This is a genomic window from Mycobacterium sp. 360MFTsu5.1 (assembly GCF_000383495.1).
GTDB lineage: Bacteria > Actinomycetota > Actinomycetes > Mycobacteriales > Mycobacteriaceae > Mycobacterium > Mycobacterium mucogenicum_B.
Genome location: NZ_KB911464.1, coordinates 392,001 through 408,272 on the forward strand (window position 1 = coordinate 392,001; position 16,272 = coordinate 408,272).

12 protein-coding genes are annotated in these 16,272 nt (G+C 64.6%); 8 read left to right on the forward strand and 4 right to left on the reverse strand.

From position 1 onward, the window contains the following. Positions 1–4: 4 nt before the first annotated feature. Positions 5–1,171, reverse strand: coding sequence for an acyl-CoA dehydrogenase family protein (locus H289_RS0108740; protein ID WP_020100396.1), 1,167 nt, complete (start codon positions 1,169–1,171; stop codon positions 5–7). A gap of 106 nt (positions 1,172–1,277) precedes the next feature. Between H289_RS0108740 and H289_RS0108745 the strand changes: the two genes are divergently transcribed. The 8 genes from H289_RS0108745 to H289_RS31760 all read left to right on the forward strand — a co-directional run bounded on the left by H289_RS0108745 (position 1,278) and on the right by H289_RS31760 (position 11,681). Next, positions 1,278–1,514, forward strand: coding sequence for an acyl carrier protein (locus H289_RS0108745; protein WP_029104977.1), 237 nt, complete (start codon positions 1,278–1,280; stop codon positions 1,512–1,514). A gap of 5 nt (positions 1,515–1,519) precedes the next feature. Next, complete coding sequence (locus H289_RS0108750) at positions 1,520–2,500, forward strand: DUF1839 family protein (RefSeq protein WP_231387978.1); 981 nt, start codon at positions 1,520–1,522, stop codon at positions 2,498–2,500. Between the two features lie 4 nt (positions 2,501–2,504). After that, positions 2,505–4,877, forward strand: coding sequence for a glycosyl hydrolase 2 galactose-binding domain-containing protein (locus H289_RS0108755; RefSeq protein ID WP_020100399.1), 2,373 nt, complete (start codon positions 2,505–2,507; stop codon positions 4,875–4,877). Then, positions 4,874–5,296 (forward strand): 4'-phosphopantetheinyl transferase superfamily protein, encoded by a 423-nt coding sequence (locus H289_RS0108760; protein WP_020100400.1) that lies wholly within the window; start codon positions 4,874–4,876, stop codon positions 5,294–5,296. The genes H289_RS0108755 and H289_RS0108760 overlap by 4 nt, the downstream gene beginning before the upstream one ends. A 264-nt stretch (positions 5,297–5,560) precedes the next feature. Further along, positions 5,561–6,742, forward strand: coding sequence for a GumC domain-containing protein (locus H289_RS0108765; RefSeq protein WP_155944076.1), 1,182 nt, complete (start codon positions 5,561–5,563; stop codon positions 6,740–6,742). Between the two features lie 39 nt (positions 6,743–6,781). Beyond that, on the forward strand, positions 6,782–8,167 hold the full coding sequence (locus H289_RS0108770; protein WP_020100402.1) for an O-antigen polymerase: 1,386 nt from the start codon (positions 6,782–6,784) through the stop codon (positions 8,165–8,167). A gap of 27 nt (positions 8,168–8,194) precedes the next feature. Further along, the gene (locus H289_RS30115; RefSeq protein ID WP_141772172.1) at positions 8,195–9,310 is read left to right on the forward strand and encodes a right-handed parallel beta-helix repeat-containing protein; all 1,116 of its coding nucleotides are present in this window, start codon (positions 8,195–8,197) and stop codon (positions 9,308–9,310) included. Positions 9,311–9,659: 349 nt separating this feature from the next. Next, the gene (locus H289_RS31760; RefSeq protein ID WP_020100404.1) at positions 9,660–11,681 is read left to right on the forward strand and encodes a right-handed parallel beta-helix repeat-containing protein; all 2,022 of its coding nucleotides are present in this window, start codon (positions 9,660–9,662) and stop codon (positions 11,679–11,681) included. On the opposite strand, the gene H289_RS0108785 is transcribed toward H289_RS31760, so the two are convergent. The 3 genes from H289_RS0108785 to H289_RS0108795 form a co-directional block, all read right to left on the reverse strand. Next, positions 11,671–12,765 (reverse strand): glycosyltransferase family 4 protein, encoded by a 1,095-nt coding sequence (locus H289_RS0108785; protein WP_020100405.1) that lies wholly within the window; start codon positions 12,763–12,765, stop codon positions 11,671–11,673. The two genes, H289_RS31760 and H289_RS0108785, sit on opposite strands and share 11 nt — an antisense overlap. Positions 12,766–12,767: 2 nt before the next feature. Then, positions 12,768–14,267 (reverse strand): flippase, encoded by a 1,500-nt coding sequence (locus H289_RS0108790; protein WP_196810007.1) that lies wholly within the window; start codon positions 14,265–14,267, stop codon positions 12,768–12,770. A 68-nt stretch (positions 14,268–14,335) separates the two neighbouring features. Then, positions 14,336–16,108 (reverse strand): serine aminopeptidase domain-containing protein, encoded by a 1,773-nt coding sequence (locus H289_RS0108795; protein ID WP_231387980.1) that lies wholly within the window; start codon positions 16,106–16,108, stop codon positions 14,336–14,338. Positions 16,109–16,272: the final 164 nt, after the last annotated feature.

Here is a 16,272-nt window from a genome sequence, read left to right on the forward strand (position 1 = left end):
GCTCTCACCCCCGGTAGGCCAACACGAGATTGGCGTTGTTTACTCGAATACGTTCGTTCGAGACCATCAGCTGTGGACCGAATGCGTCCCGTAGGAGACGTCCCATGGTCAGCGCGTGGTCCTCGCGGTAACCATTGAGGCCGACGATCTTCAACGCCTCGGTCACCACATCGATCACCGCCGTCGATGCGGCGATCTTGAGATTGTTCATGGCGACGGTGAAGCTGATGGTCGCTTCATCGGCACCGGACTCGGCCAAGGACTGATAGCGCAGAACCTCGTGTAGCACCATCGATTCGAAGCGCTGGTGCGTCACGGTCAGATCAGCCAGCACCGACGCTTGCGGGACGGTCTTGTCCGGCGCCTTGCGCGCGGCTTGTCGAACGACCGTGCGGGCTTTGGCGTATGCCGCGTCGGCGATTCCCAACCACACCGACGCCCACAGGGTGTGTGACGCGGGCAGCATCGTGGTCGCCAGGATGCTCGCGTAGTCGGCCGGAATCAGGTTGGCGGCCGAAGTCCGCGTCGACAACAGATAGCCGGGACTGCACGTGCCACGAAAGCCCATGGTGTCCCAGGTGCTGGTGCGCTTGAGATCGGTGTCGCCGGCCGGACACAACAGCAGGACTTGATCGTTCTTGGCCGCATCCGGGTGACGCCTGGCCGTGGCGCCGATGTAGTCGGCCTGCTCGGCGTACGAGATCACCGGCGCGTTCTTTTCCAAGAGAACTTCGTCGCCTTCGCTGACGATCGCACACGTCGACGAGCCGAGATCACCACCAGTTGTGCTCTCAGTTGTTGCTGACGCAATGAGCGACTGATTTGCTGAGATGCTTCTTGCCACTTCCGCGGCGGGGCCGCTGCGCGCGTACTTCGCAAGGACCAGGGCCTGTGTCTGGTGCATGGCGAAGACCATGCCCGCGGCGCTGCATGCGGTACCCAGCGCCCGGGCGATCACCGACAGTTCGGCGATGCGGAACCCCTGACCACCGAGTTCGGCTGGAAGGCCGCACGAAAGTAATTGTGCCTGTTTGAGTGCATCGACGGCTTCGTGCGGGAACCGCGCCTGCTGGTCAACCTCGTCTGCGGCGCCAGCGGCGACGCGCACGGCGTCGACGAGCCCGGGAATGGTCGACGCGGTGCGCGTGACCGCACCGTCAAGATCGGGCATGAGACCCCCTCGGGCGATGAACCGACCTTCGGTTCCTCGCAGAATTGTAGTTAGCTGTGATGAATACAGCGAACTATCAGCGGCGAATACTCTGTATGATACGGGTATGCGGGAAACCATCGAACGCGTTTTGGCTGCGCACGGCCGGATGGCCGTCGACCCGATCGGGGTGGCCGACGACGCCGACCTCTATGAATTGGGCCTGACCTCCCACGCTTCGGTGAATGTGATGCTGGCGCTCGAAGACGAGTTCGACATCGAATTTCCCGATGAAGCCCTCAAGAAGTCCACCTTTGCCTCGATACGGAACATCCAGGCGGTCGTCTCGAATCTCGCCAAGTAGGGCTCATGAGTCGCGCCATGGTGCCGCAAGCTGCCGCTGCCCTGCAGATCGACGCCAGGCCCGACGGTTACGAACCGCATTTCACGCACCACGCCGACCGGCTCTGGGTCGAGACGAACTGCTACCTCGACCTGTGGATCGAGATTCTGAATTGTCTTGGGCTGGACCCTGTTCCGAGCTTCGCGTCACTGCTTTCGGTTGACCATGACGGGCTCAGCTGGACCTTCGGCAAGCAGCAACCCGACGACCTGCGTCGGCTGTACGGCATCGAGGTAACCGAAGAGAATTCGTGGCTCCCGGTGCTCGAATTGGTGGAGACGGGGCCGCGGCGCGGCGTGCTGCACACCGTGGAAGTCGACAGCTGGTGGCTGCCCGACACCGCGGGAACCGCCTATCGCAATGAGCATGTCAAGACCACGATCACGCCGCTGAACGTCGACCGGAATGCAAGGCAGATGCGCTACCTGCACAACGCGGGGTTGTTCGCGCTCGACGGCGCAGACTTCGACGGCGTGTTCGGGCTGACTGCCGCGGCGGCACCGCTGCTCCCGCCGTACATCGAAGTCGTCCGCCTCTTTCCGGCCCGTGCACAGCCCGGTGCCCTAGCAACCATTGTGCGCGAGCATCTTTCACGTCGCCCGAGCGGAAATCCGATCGATCGTCTGGCTACCTGCGTCGAGGAGGCCGGGAGCTGGCTGCCTGAGGCGGGAATGGCCCGCTTCCACTTGTGGGCCTTCGGTTCCCTGCGTCAGTGCGGGGCGTCGGCTGAACTGCTGGCCGATCTGGCCGAACACCTCGATGCCGAGTTCTCGGGTGCGGCCGCCGCGGCGGTGCCACTGCGTAACGTCGCGGCGGCGGCGAAGGCAGTGCAGTTCAAGATGGCGCGGGCGGTGAGCGGGCGGAAAGTCGATGTGTCCGCCGCGCTTTCCGCCATGGCCCCCGACTGGCAGGACGCGCTCGACGTCATCGCCGACGCGGTGGGCTGAGGCGATGCCGGCACGTTGGCAGGTGTTGCGCCGGGACCCCGGCTCCGTTGCGGGACCCGGGGAGCTGACTGACGATTGGGCTGCCGCAACGACCCTGGACATCCCGGCGACGGTGGCGACCGCATTCGTCAGCAACCCCGACGACCACGACTGGTGGTACCGGACCACGCTGACCGCGGCACACGCGACCAGTATCGAATTCGAAGGACTGACCTTCCCCGCCACGGTCTTTCTCGATGGGGCGCCGGTGGCCGACTGTGAATCGATGTTTCTGCCGTTGCGCATCGAATGCGATGCCGGTGATCACGAGCTGGTGATTCGCTTCGCGTCGCTGAATCATTGGCTCAAGACGCGAAGGCCAAGAGGACGTTGGCGCTCCACGCTGGTCGGTGCGCCGGGCCTGCGGTGGGCTCGAACGACGCTCATCGGGCGCGCCCCCGTATATGGGAATCTTGCGGCGCCCGTTGGCATCTGGCGTCCGGTGACTGCTGTCACCGCGCAGACCCGGACCGATGTCGTCACCAAGGTCGACGGAAACGTCATCACAGTTGCGGGAACCAGCGGCGCGCGCACGATCCGGCTCACCGTGGTGGATCCGGCCGGCCGGCAGATAGCCGACGACACCACCGCACCGACCCAAGGTGGCTTCCGGTTCGACGTCGCCGTTGCGTCTCCGCTGCTCTGGTGGCCCAACGGCTATGGCCCGCAACACGTGTACCGGGTACGCCTTGAGGCCGATGGCGTGGAAGTCGCCGACCGGCCCGTCGGATTTCGGACACTGTCGGTCGTAGCGGACGGATTTCGGATCAGCGTGAACGGCACTGCGATCTTCTGCCGGGGCGTGACGTGGTCTCCCCCGGACCCCATCCGGGCATTCGCCGATCCCGATCAGATTCGCGATCAGGTAAGGACTTTCGCGGCCGCCGGTGCCACGATGGTGCGAGTGGTGGGTGGCTTGCTCTTCGAGCAGGCCGAGTTCTGGGAGGCCTGCGCCGAGGCGGGCCTGCTGGTGTGGCAGGACGCCATGCTGGCGACGTTCGACCCCCCGGTCGAGCAGAGCGAGTTGATCGCAAGAGAACTCATCTCTGTCCTGCAAGGAGTGTCTGGAAACCCAGCGCTGGCGGTGGTCAGCGGTGGCAGCGAGACGCTGCAACAGCCCGAGATGCTCGGACTCAGCCACGACGAGTCGGTGATGGAGGTCCTGGAATCAGTACTTGGTGCCGCTGTCGCGGAACACTCTGATGCCCACTACGTCCGGGCCTCACCGTCGGCGCCACCCGGTACCGCCGATCTCGCGATCCGCCCGGACACCGGCATAGCGCACTGGTTCGGGGTCGGTGGCTACCTACGACCGATCGCCGACGTGCGGAGCGCCGGAATCCGGTTCGCTGCCGAGAGCCTGGCGTTCGCCAATCCCCCGGTGTCCGACTACATCGAACGCCATTTCGGTTCCGCCGCAGTGGCCGGCCATCACCCCGACTGGAAGGCCGGCGTGCCGCGGGACCGCGGCTCCTCGTGGGACTTCGAGGACGTCCGCGACTTCTACGCGCACGAGGTGTTCGGTGAGGGTCTGCTCGCCGTACGGCGCACGGATCCTGAACGCTATCTGCAGCTCGGTCGCCTTGCCGTGGCCACCGCGATGCGCGAATGCTTCGCCTACTGGCGGCGAGCCGACTCAGGCTGTGGCGGGGCCCTTGTGCTGTCCGGCCGGGACACAGTGCCCGGCGCCGGGTGGGGACTTCTGGACTCCGACGGCGGGGCGAAACCGGCACTGGCTGTGCTGGCCAGGACCTGGGCTCCGGTAGCGGTCTTGCTCTCGGACGAAGGCCTCGCCGGCGTCAGAATCGACGTGTACAACGACACCGACGCGGAACTGCGTGGCGAATTGACCTTGACGGCAACGAATTCCGTGGGCGTTGCGGTGGACGTCACTCGACCGATCACGGTGCCCCCGGCCTCGTCGACCGCATTCGTCGATACCGAGCTGTCAGGACAATTCCGAGATCTGTCACAGGCCTATCAATTCGGCCCGCCGACAGCGGATGCGGTCCAGGCCCGGGTCACCTTCGACGGCAGACCGACCGTGTACGACGTGCTGGTCGTGAATCCTGCAGGCAGGCAAGCAGCTTCACTGCTGACCGCGACGGCATCCCCGGTGTCGGAAGGCATATGGGTGCTCGAGTTGGTGTCCGAGGTCGCGTTGCGCTACATCGAAATCGAGATCTCTGGTTGGCTGGTCAGCGACAACTATTTCCACGTGGCCGCACGACTACCGCGTCAGATCACGTTGACCCGGCAGAGCGGCGGTGAGTCGCCGACCGGAACAGTCGGGTCGATCGATCTGCGCGCGCCGATTCCGATACGGAGATCGGCGTGATCGTTCCTGAGGTACAGGTTCCGGGTCACCACGTCCGGGTCGGTTGCGATGTGGTGAGTCTCGACGAGATCGAACACTCCGTGTCGACGTTCGGCGCGCGGTTCCTCGCCAAGATCTATACCGACGACGAGCTGGCCGCATGTGCCGGACCGAGCCGGCTTTCTCGACTCGCGGCCCGATTCGCCGCGAAAGAGGCCGCTATCAAGGCATTTTCACGCCCAGACGCCGCCTTCGTGCCCCGCGAGATCGAGGTGGTGACGGCGAAACCGCTCGTCACCCTCCGGCTGAGTGGCTCAGCCGCAGAGCTGGCGGACGAGCAGCAATGGCGGCAGATCTCGCTGTCGCTGACCCACGCCGAATGCCACGCCGCCGCCGTGGTGGTGGCGGTCTGCGCGACCACATCACTTGACCTTCCTTGATTCGGCGATGTTGCTGTAGTCGCAATATAGAGCTTCTAGCAACGCCATGCGATGGAGTCGTCGGCCATCAATTCAGTCAGGGCAATTGGCGCTAAATTCCATGTAGAAGACTATTTATGGCGATCATAGGGTCATCCCGCCGACCACTTAGACCAGGGCATCGCCCACACTACAGCGATGATTGCTAACATCTCTGTAAATTTGCCATCTGGCCCAGCCTTCATTACTGTCTAGGCCACACGAACAGGTTTGGAGGGAGCCGACGTGGGACAGCGACGTAGGTCTGCGATTTCGAAGTGGGTTACGCCGCTGTGGCCGATCACACTGGTGGGCATCGTGCTCGGCGCACTGATCGGTGCACTCGCCTTGGCCCCGAGCAAAGATGTGACCGCCAGCACCACGATTCGGGTCGACGAGCCGATCGAGGCGAACCAGATCATGCTCGGCACGCAGCCGCTGCTGAACACGATGCCCGACTACATGTCGGGTGAATTGGCGTACCTGTCATCTCCCAGCTATCTCGACTCCGTCGCCAAGAAACTCGGGGAAAGCAAGAAGCCCACGCTCTCTGCATCGCAGGCGGGCAAGTCGAACCTCGTCACGCTCTCGGCCACCGCCGCCAATTCGGACGAAGCTCGGCGGACGGTCGATGCCGCCGTCACCGTCTTCACCGGTCACGTGTTCGATCAGAACCAGCAGCGGTACCAGTCCAGCCTCGACGCCGTCAACGCTGTCATCCCCAAACTCGAGGAGGCGCAGCGGATCAGTGAACCGGCAGCGACTCGCCCCACCGACGAGCTCGTCCAGCTGTATTTCCGGCGCACGTCACTTCAGGTCGAGCTGCTTCGCACGCCGGGTGTGCAGACCGTCGAGCCGACCCGCATCGCCGAAGCGACCGGACTGCTCAGCTCGCCGGCGTTGGGACCCATCGGGGGCGGGCTCCTCGGTGGCATCGTGGCACTGGCCGGGGCCATGGTGTGGCGCACGCGTTCGAGCACCGTCACGTCGGTCACTCAGTTGGACGGCGAGGACCGGCTCGCGCTCAGGCCGGTACTTCGGCTCGCGGGCCGGCAGGTCGACGAGCCGGCAGCGCGAACGATCTATGCGCAACTCCCCCGCCCATGCACCGGCACCATCCTCGTGGTCGGGGCGTCCGCTGATTCGGGCTCCGCGACAGTGGCGAGGCACATCGCCTTCGCCGCAGCCGAGCACGGCGAGGCCGTCAGTGAGGATCTCGCCGCTGGCGACAGCATCCGCCGCGCCGAGACGACAATCCTCGACGGGGGCACCTGGAGTTCACCCGTCGCGGTCGAGGCAGCCGACACGGCCGACCAGATCGTCGTCGCCGTTCGGATCGGGTTCGACACCGCTCACGACGTCGATGTCGCCGCCCGTTCCGTAGCGCACCGCGACATTCCCGTCTCTGTCGTGGCGACGCGCGCGTGACAGCCCGGGTCAGCCGGCAAGCACGGCGGTGACCGCCGCATGCTGATGGCAACGAAACCCCGCGCCGCAACCGGGTCGACCACAGGTGGCGAACTCCGGCTGGGATGGCTGTCGCCGGCTGTGGTGTCTCTTGCCGTCGGCTCGAGCGCGATCCTGCTCACCGCATCGGTCGACGACCAGCAGTTCCGAACGTATTGGCAGGAACCGAAAGTCGTAACGGACAGCATGTTATGGCTGTTCGAGTGCGGCGTGCTCGCCTTCGCTTTCGGCGCGATGATCGCGATCGCAGCCATGCCCGCCCGAGACAATCTGGCCGCGGTATGGCCGGCGCTGTCCGAGCGGCGCCGCGCCGCCCTCGAACGCGCGAGCACGGTACTGACGACCCTGACCATCGTCGGATACGTCGGGTTCGCGGTTCTGATCGTCAAGAGTGGACTCGGGCCCGCCGAGCTGTTCGGCGGCTCCGACCACCCGTGGGATGCTCCGGCAAAAACGGCCATCGGCAACATTCCCGGGGTAACCGCCCTCACCCAGATCGGCATCGCCGCGGTCGTCGTTTCCGCAATCCTGCTGGCGCACAAGTACACCCGCGCGGAGCTCATCAAGCTGTTCGTCGTTCTCGCGCTGTCCGTGCCGCGCTCGTACATCTACTCGGAGCGCCTTGCGATCCTCGAGCTCGTCGTCCCCGTGGTGGTCGTCGGCGCGGGCTGGCTGTCCACCCGGGACCGGAAGCGGCGCACCATCGCTCGTGCCATCCCCGTCGCCGGTATCGCTCTGGTGATCGTCACGTTCGCGTTCTTCGAGTACTTCCGGTCGTGGATGTTCTACCGGATGCACGGAGAAGATTCGTTCCCCACGTTTGTGCTGAATCGGCTGGCGGGCTATTACGCGACAGCCATCAACAACGGCGCGGTCATCGTCGATCACATGAGTTGGCCGGGCCGGATCCCCTACGACACGCTCGAGTCGTTCTGGTCGGTGCAAGGCATCTATCAACTGCGGCTCTACGAGCGCCTCGGTGGTCATGATCGGCCCTACCCCAAGACATTTGATCCGGATTCGCCCTACTACCGGGTGCTCGAGCAGTACGCAAACCCGGAGTTCAACAACCCCAGCGGGTACGAAGCTCCATTCGTCGATTACGGCCAGATCGGCGGCCTCGTGTTCTTCTTCGGTCTCGGCGTGGTCGCCGGACTGCTGTATCGCCACTTCTGCTGGGGAAGCCTGGGCGGCCTCCTGGTGTATCCGATGTTCTTCACCGGGCTCGTCGAGTGGCCGCGGTACATGTACTGGGTCCAGGGTCGCGTCACCTACGCCTGGGTCGGTCTCGCCGCGGTGATCATCGGAGTGCTCATCACCGAACGCAGGGCTCGCCGACGCGCGACGATCTGGCCGAAGCAGCCCACGCCACTGAATCAGCAGTAGTCGCAGTCGTCTGAGAGGGGACGCTCCGTGCGAGGTCGGACAACGTTTGCGGTACTGGCAGCCGTGGTGATGATGGTCGCCGCCTGCAATCCGCTGTCGGCCGCGGACGGCGGTGACGTCCGGGACGACACCGCCGCACTGCAGGCGCAATTCGACGCGCTCCAACCCGGCGCGACGCTGACCCTGGAACCTCGGGCCTATCATCACCGGGGCATCCTCACCGTTCGGACACCCAACGTCACGATCAACGGCAACGGCGCCACGCTGACTGCGACCAATGATGAGACGTCCGCTGTCGACATCCTCGGCGACGGCATCACCATCACCGACGTGACGCTTGCCGCCCCGTCTGACGGTAAGCGCTGGATGGGCGAACAACAGCACAAACTCGTCGTCAAAGGGCAGCGCGCGACCGTCAGTAACGTCAGGGTGCAGGGTTCGGCCGGTGCCGGCATCTACTTCAGCGGTGCAACGCATTTCGTTGCCCGGGACATCACGATCACCGGGACGCGCGCCGACGGCTTGCACATGACGGGCGGCTCGGCCTTCGGTCAGGTCGAGAACATCAAGACCGATCAAACCGGCGATGACGGTGTCGCAGTCGTGTCGTATGACCACGACCCGGCGCCGTGCCACGACATCACCGAAAGGAACATCACCGTCGGGAGTACCCGCTGGGGACGCGGCATCACCGTGGTCGGCGGAAACAACGTTGACATCAGCCATTTTTCAGTTGCACACACCAGTTCCGCCGGCATATACGTCGCCAACGAGGGCAATCCGTTCTTCACGCGATCCGTCGAACGGGTTGCGATTTCCGACGGCACTGTGACCGCTGCCAATTGGGACAAGGACATCGAGCAGGGCGCCATTCTCGTGTATTCGGGCAATCAGGGACGATTCGTGCACGACGTCACCATGTCGAATGTGACGGTCACCGCCACGAGTACCACCGTGAACCGCAACGTGGCAATTGTCGATGAGACAAACGGCGGCGACCGCGCGATGCACGGCATCAACCTGTCGAACATCAATCTGACTGCGACGACCGTCGCGCCGTTCTATACCAATGTGCCGGTGGGCAGCTACACCGTGGCCAACTGGACCAACGACGGCAAGCGCATCGACGTCACTTCGATCTAGACCCCGCCGCCCGGTCGCCGGAGCCATGTGCAGCAAACGTCATTTGCAATGCGCAACAGGCGGGGCGGCGGTAACATCTGTTACTCTGCCGCGCGTCGAAATTGAACACAAAACTGACGTTGTGGCAAAATGATTCAAAAGGTATTGAACAGCAATATGCTGCAGATTTGATGCATTCTGCGTCAATAGACTCAAATTCTGGCGAAGTTTGAATGCTTTTTGCTTCCCGTCGACATCTGGGATGAATTTCCGAAATGCCACACATTGCGCCCAATGCTCGTCATCATCGTTGCCACAAATGACGGCCGCGTAGCTCCGCGGCCCGATAGAGCGTCGAGAGGTCGGGCAAATGGACATCACCATGTGCGTTGGGCGGGTCGGCGCATTGGCGGTCGCGTTGGGCATCGGTACCGCCATCGCCGGCACGGGCACCGCGGCAGCAGCACCCGAGGTTACGTCGACCGCTCCACACCAGAGCGACCAGAAAACCGGAAGCGACCAACCTCATCGGGCCAAAACGTCTCGCGCCCAAGGGAAGACGACCGAGCCTCGGAAAGCGCGCTCCGCGCAGGCGGTCGCCGCGGCGGCGGTCCCCCGGGTGCCACCGCAGAATCCCGCCGCGGTACAGCCGAACCCCGGTAGCCCGCGCGCGGTGGTGACACCACCCAAGAAGGTGCCATCGCAACTCTCCTCGGCTGCACCGAACGTCGGGGCCGCCAACGCGAAATCAGTACAGGTGGACGTGATTTCGACCGGCGTCAGCACTCCGGCAGCACAGTTGCCGACGACGGCAAGCGTCACCACGCCAACCGGCCCGTCGTCCAACGGCGCGGCACCTTCGGCACCCATCGGTGCGCCGATCGCCTGGACCATCGCCGCGTGGACGCGACGCGCGCCGAGTCCGGCGCAGGCCACCGCACCCGCCGCCCAAACCACCACGAGTGCCCCAACCCAGACGACCGACATCGCGGCTCAGCCCACGCCGGCCGCCGCAACCACCACGAGCACAACGTCGCTGACCACCCTTCTCAAACCGGTGACCGCGATCAGAACGAGTCGCAGTTCACTCGCTGCGGGCACGCCGACCGTCGGTACGCCGGATGCCACCACGGGCGCCGTGTCCGGATCGCTCAACGTGAAGAACCAAGGCACAGGCACGGTCACGTACACCGTGTCAGCACAACCGGCCTACGGCACCGTCACGGTGAATACGGACGGCACCTTCACCTACACGCCGACCAAATTGGCCCGGGACCTGTCCGCGGTCTCGGCCAACGCGAACACCTCGAGCTTCACCGTCCTCGCCAGTAGCGGTTCGTCCAAAGTATCCGAGACGGTCACGGTGCCGGTTCTGGCGACGCCGATCACGGGCGACAGCACGGCGGTACTGCAGAACGTATTCAGCAATCTCAAGCCGGGCTCGACGCTCACTCTGGCCCCAAAGACGTTCTACCACTCCGGAATTCTGCAGATCACCGTGTCCGGCCTGACCATCAACGGCAATGGCGCGACGCTCCAGGCCACGAACGACGCAACGTCGGCGGTCGAAATTCTCGCCGACCACGTCACCATGAGCAATCTGACTCTCGGCGCCAACTTGACCGGCCCTCGCTACTACGCCGATGAACAGCACAAGCTGCTGATCAAAGGCAACTACGCCACGGTCAGCAACGTCACCATCAACGGTGCTGCCGGAGCCGGGATATACGTCCTGGGTGCCGGCTGGTTCAACCTGACCGGCATCACGGTGAACAACTCACGCGCGGACGGGATTTCGATGACCGGTGGCGCTCACGACGGCGTCGTCAACAACCCGGTGACGAACAACACCGGTGACGACGGGGTGTCTGTAGTGTCCTACATCGCCGACGGAACCATCTGCTCCAACATCACGATCAACAACCCGATCGTCAACGGCACGACCTGGGGTCGCGGTGTGACCGTGGTGGGCGGACAGAACATCACGTACAACAACATCAAGGTCTCCAACACCAACGGCGCCGGCGTGTACATCGCCTCCGAGCCCAGCTACAACACGATGGGTGTGTCCAACGTAATCGTCAACGGCGGCACCGTGACTGGCGCCAACTACAATTCGGGCGTCGTGCACGGGGCCATCCTCGTCTATGCCGGCAACACGGGCCAGCCTGCCACCGGCGTGACCATCGAGAACCTCTCGGTGACCGGAACACCACTCACGGCGCAGCGTGAGATCGGCCTGATCCAGGAGGCCGGATCGAGCATGAACGGCATCGTCTTCAAGAACATCAGCTTCGACAAGACCACGCTGCCGATCTTCTACACCAACACGCCAAGCGGAAGCTACAGCGCAAGCGGCATCACGATGGGTGGTACGACGATCATCGCGTGAGTTCGCGGCGCGAGTCCGGCAACAGCGCATCCAGCATCGCCGGAAACGCCCGTTGCGCGTCGTGGACGGCCCACACCCGTTCGTACGCCCGCTCGACCATTTCGGCTACGCCGGAGGGGTTTTCGAGCACACGGGTGATCGCCGCACCCAGCGCTTCGGCATCCCCGACGGGAACCAGGACGCCGGCGCCGTCGCGCAACAGCCAACTGCTGCCGCCGTGATCGGTCGCGATCACGGGTACGCCGACGCTCATCGCCTCGAGCGCGACGATCGGACCGGCCTCGGGCGAGGTACTGGCATTGACCAAGATGTCCCAGTTCAGCACGGTCGCGACCGGATCGACATGGCCGAGGAACCGCACCCGACCGTCCAGTTCGGCGTCCGAAAACCGTTGCAGCTCGGCAAGATAGTCGGCGTCGGCATGGAACGCGCTGCCCGCCACTTCACACCGCACTTCGGGTACCTGGGTGAGCGCCTGGAGCAGCACCTGATGGCCCTTCCACGGCGTGATCACTCCCATGATGCCGATCACCGGCTGCGAACGCGTCCCCCGCTGTGCGCGCACACCCGGTATGTCGACACCCAACGGGGACACTGATACGTCAAGCCCGAGCTGTTGCACGGGCGCGGCCGTCGGCGGTGACACCGCCACTGCGCGGCGAATGGCCGGCCTGCCGATCTTCACCATGGCCCGCTGCTTGGCTTCGTCGATGGTGTCGTGGACGAGCCACGACACCCCTTGCCGCAGCCGCGCGAAGCGGGCGGCCGGCAGCGCCAGCAGGGAGTTCACAATGACCACATCGTGTGCGTCGACGTTGCGGCGGATCACCGCTGCGGCACGGATCCACCGGCGCGCCAAGGTCCCCAGTGCCAACACCCGTGCGACCCCCGAGGCGCCGCCCAGGTCGAGTTCGTCGATCTCGACGTGCGCGACGTCCTCGGGCAGCCGGTCTGCCAGGACGCCCACCGGGCTGACCACGCGAACCTGATCGCCGCGCTCGCGGGCAGCTTCAATCAGCCGCAGCAGAACGACTTCCGCACCCGACACCCGCCCGGCACGATTGACGAAGACGATCGACGCCATTGTCACGCCGCTCGCGCCGGCCGCAGTCGCGCGAGCAACTGGCGGTCGAGGAGCCGCAGCGCGAACGCTCCACCGACGAACAGAATGACCGAGCACGCGGCCACGACGACCCACGGCACATAGCCCTGCATGACTTCGGTGACCGCGCATACGCCGATCGTCAGCGCGACGATCAGAAGCAACTTGGAGACCGGCATCAGCCGGTCGATCGGAATGGTCCGGGCCGCGAGCGCCCACATGGCGACGAACATGACGATCTCGGTGATGACCGTGGCGCCGGCCGAACCGTTGTACGAAAACCGCGGAATCAGATAGACGTTCAGCACGACGTTGAGCACCAACGCACCGCACGCCACCCACGGATAGGCCCGTTGTCGCGACGCCGACACCAAAGCAACGAGGATGAGGTGCGACAGCGCCGCGAACACGGCCCCGATCAACAGCATGCGGACGGCGTCTGCGCAGACGCCGAACCGCTGGCCGTACAGCAGCGACACGATCTCGTCGCCCGATGCCCACATGCCGGCGACCGCAAGACAGGTCATCAGTCCGATCAGCACCGCGGAAGAACGCACCCGGCTGCGGAATTCGTCGGTCATCAGCGGCCACGCCGCAACCAGCAGGGTTGCCACCGGCGTCACGATGGCCAGGACCGCATACGACAGCACATCGGCGAACTTGTAGGCCACGCTGTACAGGCCGACCGAGTCGAACTGATCCAGCTTGCCGAGCATCAGGATGTCGACCTTGGACAGCAACGTCATCATGGCCAACCCGATGCTCAGCGGAATGGCTTCCACCAGCATCTCGCGCCACAGCTTGAGGCGCGGCTGTTTGGTGATCCGCGGTCCGACACCGCCGCGGCGGACGCCGATCAATTTCCATGTGCCCGAGAAGATTTCATTTGCGATGGCCGGCAGGATGAAGATCATCAAGCCGGGGTGGGTCGTCGCGATGAGGACGGTCAGGATCAATTGGAACAGCTGGGCGAACGCTTCCGCCGCGGCGACGGTCACCATCTTCAGCCGGCTCTGGTAGAGGACGGACAGCGCATGGCTGGGTGTGGCGATGACGACGACGAGGCCGGCCAGGGCGGTCGCCCGGATGACCTCGCCCGAATAACCCATGGCGACGACGTAACCGACCGCGATCCCATATCCGAGTAGCCCCAACGCCGCTCGCAGACCGACAAACGAACTTGCGAAGACGTCGGCGTCTTCGTCATCTGCTTCCAGCAGCCTGCCGAGCACCACCCGGCCCACGCCGAGATCGGTAACGATCGACATCATCCCGAGAAGTCCGAACACGAACGAGAACACGCCCCAGTCCGTCGGCGACAGCAACCGGGCGATCAGGACGGTCCCCGACCACCCCATCAAGGCGATCGCAAGGCGGCTCAAGAGCAGCGCGACGGTGTTTCGCCCGGCGGCCGCGTGCTGTTCGTCCCGCCGACGCTGGTCCGCGTCAGCGTCTACGGACGCGCCAGGTCCGCTGTTGCCCATGGCAGTCACCTGACCGCCAGATTCCACACGCTCGTCCGCGTCACGCCGCCTACTTCTCATTCCGATGGTCACCGTCGCTCACAGCACGGCGCGGGTGGATCTGCGTTGCGATGCAACGTGGTACGTCGGGCGTCGCCATCAACCGATTCTGGCAGTAGTTCAGCAAACTCGCGCTGCGCGACAGCCAGAATCCGTGCACTCGCGACATTCTGGATGTCGCGCTGCAGCAGTGGGTGATCGCCGCTCGGCGCGCGCGTGATGGTTGGCGCCCAGCCACGACGCTCGAGCCGCGCCACGCCTTGCGGCCCACGTTGTTTGTCGAACCACGCCTGGTCCTCGGGCGACATCACCATGTCGACGACAATGCCCTGACGTGCCAAAGCCGTCAGCAGGACTTCCGGCACTTCAGTCAAGCCGACCCGGCCCATCAGCAACCACAGCTGATAAGGCAGCCACCGCCTGACCAGTTTCTTGAGGCGGGCTTCGAACGTGCGAGGCTCTGGGGCGGGTTCCACGCCGGGATTCGGCGGAGTCATGCCGATCAACTTCTCGGGTCCGATGGCCTTGTGACGGACGCTGAACAGGATGGCGTTGACCAGCACCACGGCCCGGGCGCCGTACCTGATCGCCCCGATCGCCGAATTCCACGCACCGGAGCAGATCCCCGTCATCATGAGTCGTTCGGCCGGTATCCCGGTCGCTACCATCGCGTCACGGACGTCGGTGTTGGATTCCGCTGAATAGATTGTCGCGAATTCGGCTGTAGCCCAACCGGTATCACCGGTACCACGACGGTCGTAGCGCACTGCGGCGAGGCCGCGTGCGGCAAGTTCACGTGCGGTGTCGGTCCACACCCGCCCCGAGCCGACGCGATGTTCACAAGCGGTGTTGTGGATGAGCAGAGTCGGGGCATCCGGTGGCGCATCTGCCAGAGCTGTCCTGATGGCGAACAACCGATTGGGCCCCAACTCATCCAGCGTTTCGACGACAGCACGGCCGTCGGGCAGCTGGCCCACCTGTGCGCGGCGCGCGATGGCCGGCGCCACCGGTGCTTGGCCGGTGTCCATCGCCTGATGAAGCCACTCCGCGATGAGCGTCAACGTTGGCACCGGGATCTGCACCACGAATGTCACCGGCTCGACGTACTCGGGCTGGCCGGCGACAGTCGCCAACTCGCAGTTGCCTTGCGCCAGCAGCGTCTTGATCTTCGGTTCGTCCGCGCGTTCGGGCCTGGCAACGATGAGCGTGGGGACGGCTGTGCTGAGCGATTCCGGCATCTGGATGCCTTTGAGTTGTCGTGCGCATTCCGGCGAGAACGTCGTGCCCAGGATGGACTCACGTTCAACATCGACCAGGTCCGCACCGACCGTCATCTTGTACAGCGTCCGCTGTTCGCGGAGATACCGGCGTCCGTCGAGAACGGGGTCCCACAGGACGAGCGCCGCCAGCCCGTCGAGATCGGGTGCGACGGTGGCCGCGAGCATGGCGCCCATCCGCAGCCCGATCACGCCGATCCGCGTCGCCCCGGCAGTTCGCAGGTACTCCACCGCGGTGCCGATACTGTCCTGATAGTCGCTCAGCGCCGAGTCGGCCCCGAGCTCCCCGGCGGAGTCGCCCGTCGCGTGATAGTCGAACCGCAGCACCATGAAGCCGCGCTCACACAACTCTTGAGCCAGCAGTTTGAGTCCTCGGTAGGTGTCGACGTGCTCCTTGCCCAATGGCGGGCAGATCACGATGCCGCCGCGCGCTCGTCGCCCTGCCGGAACGTGGACGACTCCGTACAGGGGTGCCGTTTCGGGGCCGAACCATGTCGGCTGCGTATGGGCAGCTTCCTCGTCCACGAACCAGAGCCCCCTCTGTGATCCAAGTGCCATATGGTCGCGCTCCACGATACACAGTCACGGAGTCTTCCGATATTCGCTAGAAGTGCACTATCAAACATCTAAGCCGTCCAAAATGAACTCCGCTGGACATGCGGCCAGCCCTTCGAATCGGCGAGACCGGC